Origin of the sequence: Nonomuraea mangrovi (assembly GCF_042681425.1) — a bacterium.
GTDB lineage: Bacteria > Actinomycetota > Actinomycetes > Streptosporangiales > Streptosporangiaceae > Nonomuraea > Nonomuraea mangrovi.
In genome coordinates, this window is sequence record NZ_JBHUFV010000043.1 from 241,662 (window position 1) to 264,417 (window position 22,756).

At 70.7% G+C, this 22,756-nt stretch carries 3 protein-coding genes; all 3 read right to left on the reverse strand.

The genetic code is table 11. The features are described from left to right. From ACFSKW_RS29205 to ACFSKW_RS29215, 3 genes are read right to left on the reverse strand one after another with little or no spacing between them, the layout of a single operon-like run. Positions 1-5,577 (reverse strand): amino acid adenylation domain-containing protein, encoded by a 5,577-nt coding sequence (locus ACFSKW_RS29205; protein ID WP_379575670.1) that lies wholly within the window; start codon positions 5,575-5,577, stop codon positions 1-3. Then, positions 5,574-17,690, reverse strand: coding sequence for an amino acid adenylation domain-containing protein (locus ACFSKW_RS29210; protein WP_379575671.1), 12,117 nt, complete (start codon positions 17,688-17,690; stop codon positions 5,574-5,576). Before ACFSKW_RS29210 ends, ACFSKW_RS29205 begins: the two co-directional genes overlap by 4 nt. After that, complete coding sequence (locus ACFSKW_RS29215; protein ID WP_379575672.1) at positions 17,687-22,735, reverse strand: amino acid adenylation domain-containing protein; 5,049 nt, start codon at positions 22,733-22,735, stop codon at positions 17,687-17,689. Before ACFSKW_RS29215 ends, ACFSKW_RS29210 begins: the two co-directional genes overlap by 4 nt. Positions 22,736-22,756 lie beyond the last annotated feature (21 nt).

Genomic DNA, 22,756 nt, shown 5'->3' on the forward strand with positions numbered 1-22,756 from the left:
TCATCGCTCCAGGATCGGGGCCAGCGCCCCGCAGACCTCGGCCACCGGGCCGGGGTCTATCAGTTCGTGGTGCCGGCAGTCCACCTCGACCACCTGGATCTCCCCGTCCACGCGGGACTTCCAGCTCTCCGGCGTCATCCAGGGCTGACGATCCCGCAGCGCGGCGATCAACAGCACGTCGCCGGGGTAACGGTCCGGCTCCTCGTCGCGCAGCAGGGCCTGCACGTTGCTGAGCATGACGTCCAAGATCCGGGATCGCCGCGCGACGGTCAGGAAGCGCAGCTCGCTGGTTCCCCTGCCGAGGTAGCTCAGGCACTGCTCACGCAGGGCGGCGGGGTCGGTGGCCATCTCCACATCGTCGATGCCGTCGTAGAACTTGGCATAGCCGGCCACCATGGCGGTCATCATGGGGAGGTCCTCGGGCGGAACCCTGGACTCCGGGTCGTCCGACGGGTACGAGTCCATGATCCCGACCAGGCCGACCTGCTGGCCGGCCTTCCGCAACTGCACGGCGACCGGCTGCACGAGGTTGCCGCCGAACGACCAGCCGAGCAGATGGTAGGGGCCCTCCGGCCGGACGCCGCGGATGACGTCGGCGAGTTCGGCGGCGATCTCGGCGATATCGGTCGGCAGCGGCCCGTCTCCTGTGAGTCCCTTCGACTGGATCGCGTAGACGGGAACCCGAGGGTCGAGCGCGCTCAGCAGGTTGACGTACCGCCAGCTCATCCCGGTGTTCTGGGGCAGGCAGAACACCGGCGGCAGGTCGCCTTCCGCGCGCAGCGGCAACACCCTGGCGAACGGGTCCAGTGCGCTGCCCGCGTCATCCAGGAGCGCGTCGACGCCGGCCGGGGTCGGCGCGTCGGACAGCGCGCGGACGCTCAGGTCCACGCCCAGCACCGACCGGATCCGCGCGGCCAGCTTGGCGCACGTCTGGGGATCTCCTCCCAGCTCGAAGAAGTCATCCTCCGGCGCCGTCTCCGGCGCACCGAGCGCCTCGGCGAACAGCCGGCACAGCACGTACTCCCGCAGGGTCTTCGGCGCCTGGCGGCGCCACCGCGCTTCCGGCGGCGGGGCGGGCAGCCGGGCCGGGTCCAGCTTTCCGCCGGGCGTCACCGGTAGCGCGTCCAGCGTCACGAACACCGAGGGCACCATGTACTCAGGGAGCTGTCCCGCGAGGTAGCCACGCAGTTCGCCGGTGGAGACCGGCTCGCCGGACGGCACCACGTAGGCGACCAGCCGCCGGTCGCCATGCCGGTCACCGCGCACCACGGCCGCCGCGGCGGCGACTCGCTCGTGTCCGCGCAGGGCCACCTCGACCTCGCCGACTTCCACACGGAAACCACGGATCCTGAGCTGGTTGTCCGCGTGCCCGGCCAGGTCAAGCCGCCACCCCTGGGCCGCGCGCCGCCATCGGGCGAGATCCCCCGTGCGGTACAGCCGTCCACCCGGCGGGCCGAAGGGGCTGGCCACGAAGCGTTCCGCGGTCAGCGCGGGCCTGCCGTGATAGCCGCGTGCCAGACCGGCGCCCGCGACGTACAGCTCGCCGGTCACCCCTGGCGGTACGGGCCGCATCGCCGCGTCCAGCACGTAGGTCCGTACGCCGTGGATCGGCCTGCCGATGCCCGTGGTCCTGTCGCCTGGCTCGCACCGAGCGAAGGTCGCGTCGACGGTCGTCTCGGCCGGGCCGTACGCGTTGACCACCAACCGGTCCTGCGCCCAGTGGTCGATCAGCTTGTCCGGGCACGGCTCCGCGCCGGTGATCCAGGCACGCAGGTGTGGCAGCGGCACCGTGGGCACGCCGAGCATCACCGATGGCGGCACCTGCGCGTGGGTGATGCGCAGCCGGTTCAGCTCGCTGGCCAGGTCCGCGCCGGCCAACTGGTGCGGCGTCACCACCAGGCAGGCGCCGGAGAGCAGTGCGAGCGTCAGTTCGGCGATGGACACGTCGAAGCCGGGCGAGACGAACGGGAGCACCCTGGACTCGGGGGTGATCCGGTAGTGCTCGCGCTGGTTGGCGGCGAGACCTGACAGTCCCGCGTGGGTGACCACAACACCGCGGGGGCTCCCGGCGGTGCCTGACATGTAGATGACGTAGGCGGGATGGGCAGGACTCAGCGGCGCGGTTCGATCCGCGTCGGTAGGCTCTGTGACGGGCAGTCCAGTCAGGTCGAGGTCGTCCAGCTCGACGACCTTGGCGCCGCCGTGGGACAGCCCGGCGGACCGGTTGGTCAGCACCACGGTGGGAGCGAGGTCGGCGAGCAGGTAGTCGGAGCGCGTGGCGGGATCGTCCAGGTCGATCGGCGCGTACGCGGCCCCGGCCTTGGTGACGGCCAGGACGGCCACCACGAATTCGACGGAGCGGCGCAGGGCCAGCGCGACCACCTGTTCAGGACCGACACCCAGGCCGATCAGGTGGTGCGCCAGCCGGTTGGCGCGCGCGTCCAGCTCGGCGTAGCTGACTGCCACTCCCCCTGCCTCGACCGCCGGGCGGTCCGGGGTCTTCTCGGCCTGGGCGGTGAACAGGGCCGGCAGGGTGGCCTGCGGCTCGGCCTCGACGGCTTCGCCCGCGGGCACCAACTGGCCGCGCTCCGTCGCCGACAGCAGGTCGAGCGCGCCGAGGCGGAGGTCGGGGTCGTCGGCGACCTGCGCCAGCAGCCGCGCCAGCCGGTCCGCGATGGCCTGCGCGGTATCGGCGTCGAACAGGTCCATCGCGTAGTCCAGCGTGCCCCTGATCCCGCTCGGCGCCCCGTCCGCGAACCGCTCCGCCACGCTGAAGGACAGGTCGATGCGGGAGGCGCCGATGCTGACGTCCTCGGCCGCCACCTTCAGCCCTGGCATGTTCAGGGTCGGCCCCGCGTTGTTCTGGAACACCAGCATCACCTGGAACAGCGAGTGCTGCTCGGTGGAGCGCGCCGGTTTGGCCATCGCCACCACCCGCTGGAACGGCACGTCCTGGTGGGCGAACGCCGCCAGGTCGGCCTTGCGTACCCGGCCGACCAGGTCGCGGAAGCTGGGCTCGCCCGAGGTGTCCGTGCGCAGCACCAACGTGTTCACGAAGAACCCGACCAGGTCCTCGAGCACCTGGTCGTTGCGGCCGGCGACCACGGTGCACAGCCGGACGTCGGTGCCCGCGCCCAGCCAGGTGAGCAAGGCGGCGGTCGCCGCGTGCACCACCATGAACATGCTGGACTGGGTGGCGCGCGCGAGGTCGGCCAGCCCGCGGTGCGCGGCGGCGTCCATCTCGAAGGACACCACGTCGCCCCGGTGGCTCGGCGTCGCGGGGCGTGGCCGGTCAGTCGGCAGTTGGAGCTGGCTGGGCAGACCGGCCAGGTTGTGCCGCCAGAACTCCAGTTGGGTGCTGACCAGGCTGCGCGGATCCGACTCAGCGCCCAGCAGTTCCCGCTGCCACTGCGTGTAATCCGCGTACTGCACCGGCAGGTCCTGCCAGTCAGGACGTCGCCCCGCGCGACGCGCGGTGTACGCGGCGGCCAGGTCACGGCCCAGCGGCGCGGCGGACCAGCCGTCGCTGACGATGTGGTGGGTCAGCATCAGCAGCACGTGCTCCTGCGGGCCGGTGGCGAACAACCAGGCACGCACCGGCAACTCGGTGGCCAGGTCGAACGTGGTGGTCGCCGCCCGCAGCATCGCGTCGTCCAGCTCGTCGGCCGCCACCTCGGCGTACTCGACCACCGGGCGCGCCTGCGCCGGCGGCAGCACCTGCTGGTACGGCATGCCGTCCACCTCGACGAACAGCGTGCGCAGGCTCTCGTGCCTGCCCACCACGTCGACGAGCGCGGCCACCAGTGCCGCCCGGTCGAGCTCTCCTGTCAGCCGCATCGACATCGGCAGGTTGTAGGTGGCGCCGGGGCCCTCCAACTGGGCGGCGAACCAGAGACGCTGCTGGGCGAACGACAGCGGGATCTGGTCCGGCCTCGCCGTACGGCGCAGCGCCGGCCTGGCCAGGCCCGCGTCGTCCAGCCGCGCCACCAGAGCGGCGATGGTCGGAGCCTCGAAGACACTACGGACCGGCAGCTCAACGCCGAACACGGCACGCGTACGCGAGAGCAACTGGATGGCGCTCAGCGAGTGCCCGCCGATGTCGAAGAAGTTCTCGTCAGGCAGGACCCGGTCACGGCGCAGCACATCGGCCGCCAGCCCGCACAGGATCTCCTCTCGCGGATCCCTGACCAGGCGCGCGGGTACCGCCGCGGCGTCGGCCGGCGCGGGGGCGGGCCCGGCGAGCAGGTCGCCGAAGAGGATGACCCGCTCGGCATCGGCCAGGGTGACCGGCCGGCCCAGCGGACGCTCCCCCGCCTGGATCAGGCAGTGCAACGCGTCAGAGAACGCGTCGGCGACCCAGTGCGCCGCGGCCTCGTTGAGCAGGTCCTGCCGGTACTCCAGCACGACCTGCAGGCGCTCGCCGGTCAACCTGACCACCAGACGCAGCGGGTAGTGCGCGGCGTCATCGCCGGTGATCTCGGTCAGCCGCACGCCCGGCGCGATCTCCCGCGCGGACGTGTCGACCGGGTAGTTCTCGAACACCACGAACGTGTCGAACAGGGTGGCCAGGCCGGTCTGCTGGGTGACGTCGGTCAGCCGGAGGTGCTGGTGCGCGATCAGCCGGGTCTGCTCGTCGGCGAGCCTGGCCAGGTTGTCCGCGACGCTCGCCTCGGGCCGCAGCCGGACACGCACCGGGACCGTGTTGATGAACATTCCGACCATCTTCCGCACGCCGTCGATCTCCGGCGGCCTGCCGGACACCAGCGTGCCGAACACCACGTCGTCGCGGCCGGTGATGGCTGCGAGCACACTCGCCCACGCCGCCTGCACCAGGGTGTTCGCGGTCAGGCCGGTGGACTGCACGAGCTGACGCAGTCGCGCGCCCACCTCAGGGTCAGGCCGGACGTCGAGCTGCGCGGGCAGTTCGGAGCCGAGCGCCGCGTCAGGAGCCACCAGCGTCGGCCGGTCCACCCCGGCCAGCGCCACCTGCCACGCCTGCGTCGACGCCGCGCTGTCCTGGGTGGACATCCAGGTCAGGAAGTTGCGGTAGGGGGTGATTGCCGGCAGCCCGCTGGGGTCGCCGCCGCTGGCGTAGAGCGTGAACAGGTCGTCGATCAGCACGGCCAGGGACCAGCCATCCACCAGGATGTGGTGGTTGGTCAGCACCAGCCGGTACTCGTCAGCGGCGAGCTTGACCAGGGTGAACCGCATCAGCGGCGGCCGCCCGAGGTCGAAACGGGCCACCCAGTCGGCGGCCACCAGCTCGCTGAGTCTTAGGTCACGCTCCTCAGCTTCGAGATCGGACAGGTCCATCTCGGACCAGTTGAGCGGGACCTCGCGGTAGATCACCTGGATCGGCTCGCCCGTCTTGCGCTGGCGGAAACCGGAACGCAGCACAGGGTACCTGCGGACCAGGGCCGCCGCGGCGTCACGGAGCACCTCGGGATTCAGCCTCCCGGCCAGGGCGAGCACGGCCTGCGCCTGGTAGACGTCGACCCCGTCGTCGTCGTAGGCGGCGTGGAAGAACATGCCCTCCTGCAGCGGCGTGAGCGGCAGGATGTCCTCAAGCTTGGTCACCCCAGCGCTCCCTCTTCAGCTTCCAGCTCTGCTTCCAGCTCGTCGATCTCTGCCTGCGCGAGGTCGATCGACAGGTCGGACGGTGTGAGGCCGCCGGCGCTCGGGTCCACCGCATGCCGTACCAAGGTCCGCAGCGCGTCGAACCACGCCTCGGCGAGCTCGGCCACGTCCGGCTTGGCCAGCAGCGCTTCTGGCCAGGCCCAGGTAACCGACAGGCTGGGCCCGTCAGGTCCGTCGATCGCCGCCGCGTTGATCTCCAGGACGTGGGGTACGGCTTGCGCGGCGTCGAGAGCCGGGGGTTTGGCGATGTCGTCGACCTGGTCCCAATCCTCCCCTGAGGCATCACCCGAGCCGACACCGAACCGGCCGATGTAGTTGAACCCCAACTGCGGGGCGGGCAGGGCCGCGAGTGCGGGCGCGGTCTCCGTGTTCAGATAGCGCAGCAGGCCGTACCCGATGCCGTGGCCGGGGATCACGCGTAGCTGCTCCTTGACCGCCTTGAGCGCACGGCCGATCGCGGGCCCGCCCGCGCTGGCCTCCTGCCAGTCGGCCGGTCCTGGCTCCAGCCGCACCGGGTACATGCTGGTGAACCAGCCCACCGTGCGTGACAGGTCGGCTCCGGGCACCACGTCCTGGCGGCCGTGGCCCTCCAGGTCGAGCAGTACGGCGCCGCCCGGCCTGTCACGCCACTTGTTGATCGCCAGGGCCAGGCCGGTGAGCAGCACGTCGTTGATTCCGGCGTTGAAGGCCGCGGGCACCGTGGTCAGCAGCGGCTCGGTGTGCTCAACCGGCAGCGTGGTGGACAGATAGCACAGGGTGTCCGCGACGTCCACATCCGGATCGAGCGCCCGCTTGCCCACCCGCGGTTCATCTCCGGCCAGCAGCCCCTGCCAGAAGTCGAGCTCGGCCACCCGCTCCGGCCGGTAGGACTCCTCCGCCAGCCCCCTGGCCCAGCTACGCGCCTGGGTCGGCACAGGATCCAGCAGCGGCGTGTTGCCCGCCGCCGCGTGCCGCCAGGCCAGGGACAGGTCAGGCAGCAGGATCCGCCAGGACACCACGTCGGTGGACAGGTGGTGCACGATGAGCAGCAGCCGCCCGTCCTGGTCGGGCCCGTAGTCGAACCACACCGCCTGGAGCAGCAGGCCGTCCCTCGGCGCCAGCCGGTCGCGTGCGGCCAGAGCCTGCGCCGAGGTCGTTTCCGCGATCTGTTCGCCGGTCGCCCCTGCGAGGTCGACCCGGGTCAGCAGGTCATCGACCGCCGGCTCGCCGACCGGCTGGATGGTGAACGTCCACTGGCCGTCCTGCGCGACGGTGAGCCGCTGGCGCAACGACTCGTGGTGGTCGACCACCGCGCGCAGCGCCGCTTCGAGGTCCTCACGCCGGAGGCCGCGCGGCAGGCGAACCGCGACGGACTGGTTGAAGCCGTCGTACTGGCCGGCGAGTTCGCGCAGCCAGCCCATGATCGGCAAGGGGCCGAACTCGGCACCGGCGTCCTCGTCGTCCGCTCTGGCCACCGGCGCCTCCGCCCAGGTGGCCACCGTGGCGAGCGCGGTGACGGTGCGCTGCTCGAACACGTCACGCACCGTCATGGCGAGGCCGGTACGGCGGGCGGCGGCGACGAGTTCGATGGAGATGATGCTGTCCCCGCCGAGGGTGAAGAAGTCCTGGTCGGGATTGACGTGGGACAGGCCGAGCACCTCGGCGAACAGGCCGCAGAGTATGCCCTCGCGCGCGTCGCGCGGGCCCGCGGCCACCTCCGGCGCGACCTCGTTGACCGGCTCAGGCAGCCCGGCCCTGTCCAACTTGCCGTTGGCGGTCACCGGCAGCGCGTCCAGCGTCACGAACGCCGAGGGCACCATGTACTCGGGAAGCTGACCGACGACATGCCCGCGCAGCTCATCCGCCGGAGCGGGCTCGCCGGTGGGCACCACGTAGGCCGCCAGCCTGCGATCGCCAGGCCGGTCCTCACGCACGATCACCACGACCTGCTTCACCGCGGCGTGCCGCAGCAGGACCGCCTCGATCTCGCCCAGCTCGATGCGGTATCCCCGCACCTTCACCTGGTCGTCCACCCGTCCGGCGAACACCAGCTCGCCCCACGCGTTCCACCGCGCCAGGTCACCGGTCCGGTAGAGCCGCGTACCGGGCGGACCGAACGGGGAGGCGACAAACCGCTCCGCGGTCAACGCCGCACGCCCCAGGTAACCGCGGGCCAGCCCCGCTCCTGCCAGGTACAGCTCGCCGACGACGCCCGGCAGCACCGGATTCAGCCGCTCGTCCAGCACGCACGCCCTGGCCCCGACCATCGGCCTGCCGATCGGTACCTCCTCGGCGTCCGCCGGCAACGGCTCGCTCGCCGTCACGCACACCGTCGCCTCGGTCGGACCGTACGCGTTGATCATTCGCCGGCCTGGAGCCCACCGCGCCACCAGCTCCGGTGCTGACGCGTCGCCACCCACCACCAGCGTCATGCCCGTGGGCAGCGCGTCCGCCGGTAGCGCGCCCAGCGCCACCGGCGGGATCATCATGTGGGTCACCTGCTGCCGCGCCACCAGGTCGGGCAGCCCGGCCAGGCTCACGTCCCGCGCCAGCACCAGGCACGCGCCGCACAGCAGGGTCCCGAAGATCTCCCCGGCCGCCACGTCGAAGCTCAGCGCGGCGAACTGCAGCATCCGGCTCCCGCGGTCGATGGCGAGCCGCTCGCCCTGCCCCGCGACCATGTTCTCGATGCCGCGGTGGGTGACCACCACGCCCTTGGGCCTGCCGGTCGACCCCGACGTGTAGATCACCCACGCCGGTGAGTCCAGGCTCAGCGGCGACAGCCGCTCGCCGTCCACGACGGGCGCGTCCGAGAGATCGGCCACCGCCTTGGCCACCATCGGGTCGTCGACCAGCACAGGCGGCGTGCCCCCGCCGATCTCCGGCAGCCGGTCCGCCAGATCCCCCGTCGTCACCAGGCACACGGCCGCGGAATCGGCGACCATGAACTCGAGCCGGTCGGCCGGGTAGCCGGGATCCAGCGGCACGTAGGCGCCACCGGCCTTGTGCACCGCCAGCAACGCCACGATCAGCTCCACCGACCGCGGCAGGGCCACCGCCACCAGTCGTTCCGGGCCGACCCCGCGTCCCACCAGGTAGCGCGCCAGCCGGTTGGCGCGCGCGTCCAGTTCACCGTAGGACACGGTCTGGTCCTCGAACACCACCGCGGGCGCATCCGGGTCCCGCGCGACCTGCCGGGCGAACAAGTTCGGAATCGTCGCCATCGATACCGCTCCATCCATCCAGTTGTTATCCGCCGACGACCGCTGACGGTCTCGGCCGGGTAGCAGGGGCACCGCGCTCAACGGGCGATCGGCGGCAGCGACGACATCGGACAGCAGCCGCGTCAACTGGGCGGCGATCTGTTCGACCGATTCGCGGTCGAACACGTCCATCGCGAGCTCGAGTACGCCGTCGAGGCCGGCGGGGCGACCTTCCGCTGTGAAGGTCTCCGCCATGCCGAAATGGAGATCCAGTTTTGCCGCGCCCGCGCCGAAATCGGCGTTGGCGACGCGCAGGCCGTCCAGTTCCCACTGGCCGGCCGTACCGCTGGAGTAGGACATGGTGATTTGGAACAGCGGGTGCTGGGCCAGCGAGTGTTTTGGTGCGAACGCGCCGACGAGCCGGTCGAACGGCACTTCCTGGTGGGCGTAGGCTGCCGTGCTGGCCTGCCGTACCCGGGCCAGAAGCTCACCGAAGGTCGGATCGCCCGAGGTGTCGTTGCGCAGCACCAGGTTGTTGGCGAAGAAGCCGATGAGATCGTCCAGCGCCGGATCCGCGCGGCCGGCGGTCGAGGTGCCGATCAGGATGTCGGTGCCGGCGCCCAGCTTGGTGAGCAGGGTGGCGATCGCGGCCTGCACGACCATGAACATCGTGACGTCGTGGCCGCGCGCCAGCTCCACCATGGCGGCATGGGTCGCGGCGTCCACCACGAAGCGCACCTCATCGCCCCGGCGGGTCGGCGTCGCCGGATGGGGACGGTCGACCGGCAGGACGATCGGCTCGGGAACCTCGGCGAGAGCTTCTCGCCAGAACTCCATCTGCCTGCCGATGGTGCTGTGCGGATCATCCTCAGCGCCGAGAATCTCGCGCTGCCACAGCGTGTAGTCGATGTACTGCACGGGCAGATCAGGCCACTGCGGTGCGGCACCGGCTCGCCTTGCGGCGTAGGCGCGGGCCAGATCCCGGCGCAGCGGTCCCAGGGACAGACCGTCCGCGGCGATGTGGTGGATGAGCAGCAGCATCACGTGCTCGGTCTCGCCTTGCGCGAACAGGACCGCCTTGATCGGGATCTCGGTGGCCAGGTCGAAGCCGTAGCCCGCCGCGTCACGCACTGCGGCAGGCAGTTCGTCCGGTTCGACGTCGGTGACCGACACCTGCGGACGCGCGTGGCTGACGTCGAGAACGCTCTGGTACGGGACGCCGTCGTGTTCCGGGAAGACCGTGCGCAACGCTTCGTGCCGGTGCACGACATCCGTCAGCGCCGCTTCGAGTGCCGCCCGGTCCAGGTCTCCCGACAACCGCAGCCCGATCGGCATGTTGTAGGTCGGGCTCGGGCCTTCCAGCTTGTACAGGAACCACATACGGCGCTGGGCGAACGACAGCGGCACGTACCGCGGCCGTTCGACCGGTACCAGCGCGGCACGACCTGCCTCCGCGCCGTCGAGCCTGGCCGCCAAGCGCGCGACCGTTCCCGCGTCGAAGATCTCCCACACCGGCATCTCGCGCTCGAACACCGTGCGGATCCTGCTGGCCAGCCTGATCGCCAGGATGGAGTGCCCGCCGAGGTCGAAGAAGCCGTCGTCGATGCCGACCGAGTCCAGCTCCAGCACCTCGGCGAACAGGCCGCACAGGATCTCTTCCCGCAGGGAGCGCGGACCTCGGAACGCGGCCGAGGCGGCCACCGCGGGCGCGGGCAGGGCCTTCCTGTCGATCTTTCCGTTGCTCGTCAGCGGCAGCTCGTCCAGCACCGTCACCATGGCGGGGACCATGTAGTCCGGCAGCCAGTGCCGCAGGTAGGCACGCAGTGACCGGCCCAGCGCGTCGGCCTCGTACGGCCTGGCCGGGTCATTGCCATACTCGGCCAGCGGCCGGGTGGACGCCGCGGCGGGGTACACGATGCCGACGGCGCCGGTTGATGAGTCCCGGGTGAAAACGGCGTCGAGACGGCCGTCGTCGGCGTCGAACGTCCAGGACACTCCGGTACGGAGTCCGTTCCTGCCGCCCAGGTCGTACAGCGTCTCCGGGTCGACAGGTTCCGCGGGAGACGCCGGTGTCTCCCCGTCCACGGCCGACTGCGCCGCCAGTTCGGACACCAGGCGGGCGTTGGGCATGCCGGTCACCCGGACCGCCTCTCCGCCGAACTCGGCCAGGTGGGCTTCCAGCGCCGCGAGATCGGCCACGTCCGCGCCCCACCGCAGTTCTCTGGGCTCGCTGACCGGCTCGGCGTCTCTGCGCAACACGACGTCATACCGGTAGCGGTTCAGCTCGTTCTGGGCCGCACCGCGCTTGACGCCGATCTCCACCGCCTGGCCGAGAGCTGGGAAGAACTCCGGATCGATCAGCAGTTCCTTCTCCCGTCGGACGGCCTGCGCCACGGCTCTGCGCCGCTGCGCCGGGTCCTCGCCGGGGTGACGGATCACCTCGATGGCCGCGCGGAAACACCGGTGCAGACGACGGTTCCGCACGTCTCCCACGAACACCGCGCCACCCGGTACCACCAGGTTCAGCGCCTGCCGCAGCACGGATTCGAGATAGTCGACGTTCGGGAAGTACTGCACCACCGAGTTGATGACGATGGTGTCGAAGAACTCCTCAGGCAGACCGTCGAAACAGTCGGCCGCCTGGGTACGCAGCACGACCCGGTCGGCCAGCCCCTGATCCCCCGCGACGATGTCCTGCAACGCCGTCACGGCGATGTCGGAGAAGTCCGTGGCCCAGTAGGCCTCGCTGTCCGGAGCCAGCTGGGCCATCAGCAGACCTGATCCCACGCCGATCTCCAGGACGCGCCGTGGCCGCAGTTCCCGGATTCGCTCCACCGTCGTGTCACGCCACACCCGCATCTCGGTAAGCGGGATGGGGGCGTCGTCGTAGCTGCTCCGCCACACCGAGAAGCTCTCGCTGAACTCGCCCGACCTCGCTTCCTCCTCGTACGCGGAGTCGTAGACCTGCTGCCAGTCGTCGACCTGCTGCTGCTCCACGGCGTCATCAGCGGACTCCGGCCGGGCCAGCGGTGCGACGTAGGCGATCAACTGCTCGTTCTTGCGTGCGACGACGGCGGACTGCGCGACCTCGGGATGCCGGGACAGCACGCTCTCGATCTCGCCGAGCTCCACGCGGAAACCACGCAGTTTGATCTGATGGTCGACGCGGCCGAGGAACTCCAGCTCCCCGTCCCTGTTCCACTTGGCCACGTCGCCGGTGCGGTACATCCGCGTGCCCGCCTCACCGTGGGGGTTCGCGACGAAACGCTCCGCGCTGCGCCTGGCCTGTCCGTGGTAGCCGCGGGCCAGACCGTCGCCGGCGATGTACAGCTCACCCGCGACGCCGACGGGCACCGGGCGCAGCTCGCCGTCCAGGACGTGGATCTGGGTGTTGGCGATCGGACGGCCGATCGGCGGCACGCGGTCGTCGCCGGCCACCGAGGCCGTCGTGGACCAGATCGTGGTCTCCGTCGGGCCGAACTGGTTGATGACCACGGCGGAACGCTCGCGCATCCGCGTGGCTAGCCCCGCGGGCAGGGCTTCTCCGCCGACCAGCATCCGCACGTCACGGAAGGTGCTGGTCCCGGTGCTCAGCAACACCTGCCACATCGTCGGCGTGGCCTGCATGATCGTGCAGCCGCTGGCGGCGGCGAGCTCGGCCAGCGCCGTCGGATCGTGGACCGTCTTCTCCCGCGCGAGCACCACCTGGGCGCCCTGGATCAGCGGCATGTACAGCTCCAACCCCGCGATGTCGAACGAGACCGTGGTCACTGCCAGCCAGCGGTCGCGAGGGGTCACCGCGCACTGCTCGCGCATCGCGGTGAGGAAGTTCGTCAGGTTCTCGTGCGTGATCACGACGCCCTTGGGCACGCCGGTCGATCCAGAGGTGTAGATCACGTAGGCCGGATGGCCGGCGCTCAACGGCTGGACACGATCGCCGTCGCCGAGGTTGGTGTCCGCCTGTCCGGCCAGCCGTGCGATGGTCTCCGGGTCGTCCAGCACCAGACGGGTCCCAGGAAGATCAGGCAGCACGCCGGTGGTGGTGACCGTCAGGACGGCCCCGGCGTCGCCGAGGATGTAGCCCAGGCGGTCGGCCGGATAGCCGGGGTCGAGCGGCAGATACGTTCCACCGGCCTTCTGTACGGCCAGCAGCGTGACCAGCAACTCGGGCGCCCGCGGCATCAGGACGGCCACGATCGACTCGGGTCCGACACCCTCCTCGATCAACACCCGAGCCAGCCGGTTCGCCCGGCTGTTCAGCTCCTCATACGACAGCTCCACCTCGTCACAGGCGAGCGCGATCGCGTCGGGATCGCGCCTGACCTGTGCTTCGAACATCTCGTGCGTGGTCGCGGGTGGGATCTCGGCGGCCGTGTCGTTCCAGGTCAGCAACCGGTCGCGTTCGACGGGCAGCAGGACGTCGTGCGCTCCGATCGGCCGGTCGGGATCGGCCAGCACCGCGTCCAGCCACCGGGTCCAGCGGGCACCGAGCCACTCCACCGTCGCCTCGTCGAACACGTCGGTGCTGTACTCGATCACGCCGGTGATGCCGTCGGGAGCGCCCGCCGGGTTTCGCTGCTCGTTCAGCAGGAAGAACAGGTCGAACTTGGCGGTGCGGGTGTTGATGTCCGAGGTGGTGACGTTCAGGCCGGGTAATTCGAAGTTCGTGCTCGAATAGGCGAAGAATCCGAGCATGACCTGGAAAAGCGGGTGATGCGCCGCGGAGCGGGCGGGGTTGAGGATCTCCACCAGCCGCTCGAACGGCAGCTCCTGGTGCGCGTAGGCGGCGAAGTCGGTGGTTCGCACCCGATCGAGCAGTTCACGGAAGGTCGGCTCACCCGAGGTGTCCGTCCGCAGGACCAGGCTGTTCACGAAGAACCCGACCAGGTCGGTCAGCGCGTCATCGGTACGTCCGGCGACCGGCGTGCCCAGCGGGACATCCGTGCCGGCGCCGAGCCGCGTCAGCAGGGAGGCCAGGGCAGCGTGCAGGACCATGAAGACGGTGACGTTGCTCGATCGCGCCAGGGAGATCGCGGCACGGTGAACCTCCGCCGACAGCTCCACCTCGACGTGGTCACCTCGGTAGGAGGCCACGCTCGGGCGGGGACGGTCGTACGGCAGGTCCAGTTGTTCCGGTATGCCCTCCAGCGCCGTGCGCCAGAAGTCCACCTGGGCGCCGTCACCCAGCAGGCTCTGCTGCCACACCGTGTAGTCGGCGTACTGCACGGGCAGCGGCTCCCACGCGGGCGCCTCCCCCGCGCACCGCGCCTCGTACGCCGTGGCCAGGTCGCGCACCAAGGGTTTGAGCGAGGAACCGTCGGCGGCGATGTGGTGCAGAACCAGCACCAACGTGGCGTCCTCCGGCCCCGCGATGAACAGCTCGGCGCGCAGGGGGGTTTCGGTCGACAGGTCGAACGGGTACCGGGCGGCGCGTTCGACCGCGTCGTCGAGCTCGTCCGCGCTCACCTCGGAGGTCACCAGACCGGCGGAGGCCTGGTCCAGCACCTGCTGACGGGCGACGCCGTCAACCTCGGGGAAGACCGTGCGCAGGACTTCGTGGCGTCCGACCACGTCCCGCAGCGCCGCCGCCAGCGCGTCGCGACCCAGCACGCCGCGCAGCCGCAGGCCGAAGGAGATGTTGTAGGTCGGGCTCGGCCCCTCCAGCCGGTGCAGGAACCACAGCCGCCGTTGCGCGAAGGACAGAGGCACCACGTCGGTGCGTGGCGCCGGCCGTACCGGAGGCTGCACGGGTGTGGCGGCGGCGTCGAGGCGCGCTGCCAGTCCCGCCACCGTCTGGGCCTCGAATACCTCGCGCACCCGCAGTTCCACACCCATGACCGTCCTGACCCGGCTGATCAGCCGGGTGACCAGGAGCGAGTGTCCGCCGAGCTCGAAGAAGCCGTCATCGACTCCCACCGAGTCCAGCCCCAGCACCTCGGCGAACAGGCCGCACAGGATCTCCTCCCGTGCGCTCTGGTCGGTACGGCCTGCCGTACCGGTGCCGAGCGTCGGTGCGGGCAGCGCGGTGCGGTCGAGTTTTCCGTTGGAGTTCAGCGGCAACGCGTCCAGGAACGCCATCGCCGTGGGAACCATGTACTCCGGCAGGCTCCGCGCGATGTACCGCCGCACCTCGGCCACGTCCGGGATCCGGTCGCCCGCGGCCACCAGGTAGGCCACCAGCATCCGGTCACCGGGCCGGTCCTCCCTGGCCACGACGGTCGCCTGCGCGATGCCGGGGTGAGCGACCAGCGCCACCTCGATCTCCCCCGGTTCGATGCGGAACCCCCGCATCTTGACCTGCTGGTCGGCCCGGCCCAGGTACTCCATCTGACCGGCGCTGTTCCAGCGCACCAGGTCACCGGTGCGGTACATCCGCTCGCCAGGCCTGCCGTATGGCGCGGCGACAAAGCGCTCCGCGGTCAGGGCCTGCCTGCGGACGTAGCCACGGGCCACACCGAGGCCCGCGAGGTACAGCTCTCCCGGCACACCGGGCACGACCAAGCGCAGGTTCGCGTCCAGCACGTAACCCCGCACGTTGTCCATGGCCCGGCCGATCGGCACGGAGCTCTCGTCCCGCATCGACGCGTCCAGCTCGAAACGGGTCGCGAATGTGGTGGTCTCGGTCGGGCCGTAAACGTTCAGCACCCGCGTAGCCGGGCAGTGCCGCAGGACCCGCAGCATCGCCGACGAGGAGACGACCTCGCCACCGCACCAGACCTCGGTGAGCGACGCGAAGCACTCAGGCGCTTCCTCGGCCAGCAGCGTGAACAGCGGCGTGGTCAGGAACACGGCCGTGACCTGGTGCTCAAGGAACAAGGACGCCATCGCGTTGACGTCGATGTCGGCCTCGGGCGCCACGATCACCTCATGGCCCGCCAGCAACGGCGCCCAGATCTCGTAGGTGGCGGCGTCGAAGGCGTGCGAGGAGTGGAAGAGCACCCGGCGATGGGCCTCGCTGCTCAGGTCGCGGTCCTTCGCCAGCTTGATCACGTCGGCGTGGGTGACGGCCACCCCCTTGGGAGTACCGGTCGAGCCCGAGGTGTACATGACGTAGGCGAGGTGGTCGCCGCTCAGCCGCAGGCCGAGGTCCGTGTCGGGCAGGTCGTCGAGTGGCTGCTCCTCCAGCACCACGACGGTGGCTTCCTGGTCTTCCAGGTCACGGTCGGTGATCAGCACAGGCGCTCCGGTCTCCCGCAACATCCACCTGATCCTGGCCTGCGGATAGCTCGCGTGCAGCGGCACGTAGGCGCCACCGGCCTTGACCACCGCGACCATGGCGACCACCAGGTCGATGCTCCGCTCCATCAGCACCCCGACCGGGACCTCTGGCCCGACGCCGAGCTCGACCAACCGGTGGGCTAACCGGTTCGCGCGGGTGTTGAGTTCGGTGTAGGTCACGGTGATGTCGTGACAGGCCAGCGCGGGCGCCTGCGGGGTACGCCGCGCCTGCCGCTCGAACAGGGTGGCCAGGTCGCCTGAGTGGACCGTGGTCTCCGCGCCGTTCCAGCCGACGAGAACCCGCTGCCGTTCCACCGGGTCGAGCAGGTCGAATTCGCCGATGGCCCGGTCAGGCTCGGCGGCGGCCGAGGCCAGCAGGAGCGTCAACCGGTTCACCAGGTTCTGCGCGGTGGCCCGCTCGAACAGGTCCTCGGTGTACTCCAGCGTGCCCTCGATGCCCGCCGGTTCCCCGCTGTCCGTCAGCGTCTCCTCCACGCTGAAGGACAGGTCGAACTTTGCGATTCCGGACACCGGGGTCGGCAGGACCTCGGTGCGCAACCCGTGCAGATCGACCCGGTCGGAGCTGGCGTTCTGCAGAACCAGCATCACCTGGAACAGCGGGTGGCCGGCGAGGGTGCGGGTCGGGTTCAGCACCTCGACCACCCGTTCGAACGGCACATCCTGGTTGGCGTAGGCGTCGAGGTCGGCGACGCGGACCCGGGCCAGCAACTCGCGGAAGCTGGGATCGGCCGAGGTGTCGGTGCGCAGCACCAGGGTGTTCACGAAGAACCCGACCAGATCCTCCGCCGCCTCGTCCGATCGGCCGGCGACCGCGGTTCCGATCGGGATGTCGGTGCCCGCGCCCAGCCGGCTCAGCAGCACCGCGAGGGCCGCCTGGACGACCATGAACACGGTGGTTCCCGTGTCCTTGGCCAACCGCACCACCGCGCGGTGCACCGCACCGTCCAGGTGGAGCGGAACCTTGTCACCGCGGTAGGAAGCGGCGGCGGGACGCGGCCGGTCGGCGGGCAGCTCCAGCAGTTCAGGCGCGCCCAGCAGGGCCGTACGCCAGTGGGCCAGTTGCCTGCTGATGATGCTGCCTGGATCGGCCTCCGAGCCCAGGACCTCGCGCTGCCACAGCGCGTAGTCCGCGTACTGGGCGGGCAGCTCGCTCCACTCCGGGCTCTCCTGCCGGCAGCGGGCGGCATAGGCGGTGGACAGGTCACGCAGTAGCGGCCGGGTGGACCAGCCGTCGGCGATGATGTGGTGCGTCACGATCAGCAGCACGTGCTCTTCCACGCCGAGCGCGAACAGGCTGCTCCGCAGCGGGACTCCCGCGTCGAGGTGGAAGGGCTCCGCGACGGCCTCGGCGATGGCCGCGTCCAAACCGTCCGCGGCGACCTCGGCCACCGGCAAGGTCACCGGTGCGTCGGCGAGGGCCAGGACTCGCTGGTACGGCTCGCCGTCCCGTTCCGGGAACATCGTGCGCAATGACTCGTGCCGCGCGACGACGTCGCCCAGCGCGGCCAGCAGTGCCTCCCGGTCCAGCAGGCCGGACATCCGCACCGCCAGCGGCACGTTGTAGGTCGAGCTCGGCCCCTCCAACCTGCTCAGGAACCAGAGCCGCTGCTGGGCGAAGGAGAGCGGGATCATGAGACCTCCTCGGGCCTTGGCATCCGGCGCAGTGCCGGTCGAGCGGCCTCTGCGCCGTCCAACTGGCCGACGAGGGTCGCGACGGTTGCCGATTCGAACACGGACCGCAGCGCCAGCTCGGCGCCGAAGGTGGCGCGGATCCGGCTGACCAGCCGGACCGCGAGCAGCGAGTGGCCGCCGAGCGTGAAGAAGTTGTCGTCGATGGTGACCCGTGGGACGCCCAGCGCCTCCGCGAACAGCTCGCAGAGGATCTCCTCGCGTGCCGACCGGGGAGCCCGGCCTTGCGCGTCCGCTTCGTAGACGGGCGCGGGCAGGGCCTGTTTGTCCAGTTTTCTGTTCGGCGTGAGCGGCAGCGTGTCCAGCGGCACGAACGCCGCGGGCACCATGTACTCGGGTAGGTACTCCGCGCACCGCGAGCGCAACGCCTCTGGGTCTCCGTCCGCCACGACGTAGGCAACCAGGCGTTTGTCACCCGGCTGGTCCTCCCGCACGATCACCGCGACCTGGTCGACCCCAGGGTGCTGGCCGATGACCGCCTCGATCTCACCGAGCTCCACACGGAAGCCGCGGATCTTCACCTGATCGTCCACCCGGGCCAGGAACTCGTACTCGCCGTCCCTGCGGCGCCGCCCGAGGTCACCGGACCGGTACATCCGCGAGCCAGGCGGACCGAACGGGTTGGCCACGAATCGCGTGGCGGTCAGTCCCGTCCTGCCGTGGTAGCCACGGGTCACCAGGTCACCGGCGATGTAGATCTCGCCCGCCACGCCGAACGGCACTGGACGCAGGGCGGCGTCCAGCACGAACATCTGGGTGTTCCAGGCCGGCTTGCCCAGGCTCATCACCCCGGCTGGAATCCGCTGCCCCGGCTCGATGCGGCGCTCCATGCACCCGACCGTCGTCTCGGTGGGACCGTACTCGTTGAACACGATCACCTCCGGGTGCTTGGCCCGCCACTCGTCGAGCACCTCGCCGAGCAGCGGCTCCCCGCCGAGAACGAGTTGCCCGGTCGGCGAGTACTCGGCGGGCAGGTTGATCAGCAACGGCAGGTGGCTGGGCGTGGCCTTGACGAACGTGGGTGGCGCCGGGTCCGTTCTGGCCGTGGACGCGGTGTCGAGCTCGATGAGGTCCACCGTGCCGCCTGCGGTCAGTGGCGCGTACAGCCCGGTGACGGTCAGGTCGAACGACACCGAGGAGTGCACGAGCGCGCGCCCGTCCACCCCCGGATAGACGTGCCGGGACCAGGCCAGGTAGAGGTTGAGCGAGTGGTGCTCCACCACGACGCCCTTCGGCCGGCCCGTCGAGCCCGAGGTGTAGATCACGAACGCCGGATGGCGCGGGTGCGGCGGGTGAGTCCGCTCCTCGTCGGTGACCTCGTGGGCGGGCAGGAGCTCGAGGGCGGTGAGGGTATCAGGGGCGTCCAGCACGAGGTGGTCGCCGCCCTCCGGCAACCGGGACCGGCCTTCGGTGTTGGCCAGCACCAGCACCGGGCCGGCGTCCTCGATCATGAGCGCGATGCGCTCCGCCGGGTAGCTCAGGTCGACCGCGAGGTAGGCCGCGCCCGCCTTGAGCACCGCCAGCATGGCCACCACGAGGTCGACCGATTTTGGCAGAGCCACGCAGACGAACTGCTCGGGGCCGACGCCGCGCCGTACCAGTGCCCGGGCCAGTTGGTTGGACCTGGCGTCCAGCTCAGCGTAGCTGAGCCGGTCCTGCTCGCACACCACGGCGGTCGCGGCCGGATTCCGCCGCACCTGCTCGGCGAAGAGATCGGGCACCATCGTGTCCGCCACCGGGACGACCGATTCGTTGCCCAGTACCAGCAGCTCGCGCTCTTCCTCCGCGGAGAGCAGTTCGAGCCCGCTGATCGGCAGATCCGGCTCGGCCGCCGCGCCGTCCAGCAGCCGGACCAGCCCGGCGGCCAGAGTTTCTGCGGTGGGCCTGTCGAACAGGTCGGTCGCGTAGTCGAGGTAGCCCTCGATCCCGGCGGGCTCGCCCCGGCCGGCCCGGACCTCCCAGACGAAGAAGGACAGGTCGAACTTGGCCGAGCCCGCGCTGACGAAGTACGTCTCGCTGGCCAGACCCGGCGCGGTGAGCTGCGCGTCCACCCCGTTCTCGTAGGTCAGCACCACCTGGAACAGCGGATTGTGGGCCAGCGACCTGACCGGGTTCAGCGCCTCTACCAGCCGCTCGAACGGCACATCCTGGTAGTCGTACGCGTCTAGGTCGACCTCGCGCACCCGGGACAGCAACTCACGGAAACCGGGATCACCCGACGTGTCGGTGCGCAGCACCAGCGTATTCACGAACAAGCCGACCAGGTCTTCCAGCGCCTCGTCGTCGCGGCCCGCGGTGACCACACCCACCGGCACGTCGGTGCCCGCGCCCATCCTCGTCAGCAGCACGGCGAGGGCGGCGTGCAGCACCATGAACACGGTCGTGCCCGTGCCCCTGACCAGCTCGACCAGCTGGCGATGGGTGGCGGGATCGACACGGAAGCGAACGCGGCCACCGCTGTGACTCGCCTCCATCGGCCGCGGCCGGTCGGTGGGCAGCTCCAGCAGCTCCGGCGCTCCAGCCATTCGCAGGCGCCAGTGCTCCACCTGGGCGTCGATCCGCTCCTTGTCCCGCGTCTGGCGTTGCCACAGCGCGAAGTCCGCGTACTGCACGGGAAGCGGTGGCCAGTCCGGCGCGTGGCCGTCGCACCGCGCCTGGTAGGCCACCGACAGGTCACGCGCCAACGGCACGGTCGAGCCGCCGTCCGCGACGATGTGGTGCGTCACGATCAGCAGCACGTGCTCGGCACAGGCCACCTCGTCACATGACGTCTCCCCGCTAGAGGCCTCGCCGCCGGACAGCCGGAACAGCGTCGGGCGCAGAGGGACGTCGGCGGTCAGGTCGAAGGCGTGCCGGGCGGCCGTCGCCACGGCGTCGTCGAGCCGGTCCTCCGTGACGTCCACGATCGGCATCTCAGGCTTGGTCCTGTCGGCGGTCAGCACCATCTGGTACGGCTCGCCGTGCCGCTCTGGGAACACGGTGCGCAGCGACTCGTGCCGGGCAATCACATCGCCGATGGCATCGGCGAGCGCGCCGTGGTCCAGCTCGCCGGTGATCCGCGCCGCCCACACGACGTTGTAGGTCGAGCTCACCCCGTCGACCTGCTGCAGGAACCACAACCTGCGCTGGGCGGGCGAGAGCGGAATCAGCTCCGGCCGCTCTGCCGGGACCAGCGGCGGCAGGCCACCGTCCGCGGGGCCGACCCGTTCGGCCAGCGCGGCCACGGTCGGCGCCTCGAACACTGTGCGCGGAGTGAGCCCGGCGTCCAGCGCCGCGCGGACCCGGCTCGCCAACTGGACGGCCAGCAGCGAATGCCCGCCCAGCGCGAAGAAGTCGTCGTCGATGCTGACGGTCGGCACGCCGAGTACATCCGCGTACAGCTCGCACAGCACAGTCTCACGCACCGTGCGGGGAGCCCGGCCCTCCGTGGCCCGCGCGACCTCGGGCTCCGGCAACGCGGCCCGGTCGATTTTGCCGTGCCGGGTCAGCGGCAGGGCGTCGAGCACCACGAACGCGGCCGGCACCATGAACTCGGGCAGCCGATCACGCAACGCTCGCACCTCGACGGGGTCCTGGCGGCCAGGTGCGGCGGGCACCACATAGCACACGATCCGCACGTCGCCCGGACGGTCCTCACGAGCCACCACCACGGCCTCAGCCACCGTGTCCTGGGCCAGCACCGCGGCGGTGATCTCACCGAGCTCGACACGGTGGCCGCGGATCTGCACCTGGTCGTCAGCGCGCCCGACGAACTCCAGCTCGCCATCGACAGTCCACCTGGCCACATCGCCGGTCCTGTACATCCGGCTGCCCGGCCCGTCGAACGGGTTGGCGACGAATCGCGTCGAAGTGTAGCCAGGCCGCCGGAGGTAGCCACGGGCCAGACCGCTGCCCGCCAGGTACAGTTCCCCCGCCGCGCCCGGGGCAACGGGACGGAGTTGACCGTCCAGCACATAGGCCTGCGAATTGGGCAACAGACGGCCCAGCCGTACCACCCCTGAAGAGTCAGGCGCGCCGGGCTCCAGCCGGAGCTCGGCGCAGTGGATGGTCACCTCGGTCGGCCCGTAACCGTTGGTCACGGTGACCGTGGGGTGCTCCTTCCGCCAGCGGGACAGCACTTCACCGCGCAGCGCCTCACCGCCCAGCACCAGTTCGGCACTGGGCCCTGATCCGGGCGGCAACGCGCCCAGCAGCGGCAGGTGGCTCGGGGTGGCCTTGACGAACGTACAGTCGACGACCTCGGTGGCGCCCACCAGATCCTCGGCGACCCGGACGCAACCGCCCGCCGTCAGCGGCCCGAACAGCGCCGTCACCGACAGCGAGTAGGCCACCGAGGTGTGCCACAGCGCGGTGCCGCCCAGACTCGGGTGGTGCTCGCGGGCGGTGCGTAGGTGGTCGTCAAGGGACCCGCGCTCGATCACCACCCCCTTCGGCCTGCCGGTCGAACCCGAGGTGTAGATGATCTGCGCGGGATGGCGGGGCGACACCGGGGCGGCCCTGTCCGCGTCGGACAGGTCCGTCGCCGCGCAGGCGGCCAGCGCCCGCGCGGTGTCCGGCTGGTCCAACATCACCGCGCGCGCCGCGATGTCGAGCTGCCGCGCCACGTCTGACGCGGTCAGCACGGCGACCGGGTTCGCGTCGTCGAGCATGAATGCCGTACGGCCCGGCGGGTAGCCCGTGTCGATCGGCAGGTAGGCGGCGCCGGACTTCAGCACCGCCAGCATCGCCACAATGCTCTGCGCGGAGTGCGGCAGCAGCACGGCGACCACCTGCTCAGGGCCGACGCCCAGCGACACCAGATGGCGCGCCAGGCGGTTCGCCCGCGCATTGAGGTCGCCGTAGCCCATCTGGACCGGCCCGCTCACGGCGAGGTCATCAGGATGCTCAGCGGCGTGCCGCTCGAACAACTCGATCAATGGTTCGGCCGGACCGTCCCGGCCCGTGTCATTCCACGCGGCCAACATCAGCCGCAATTCCGCAGGTGACATGCCGCTGGCTCCTGTTCGTCC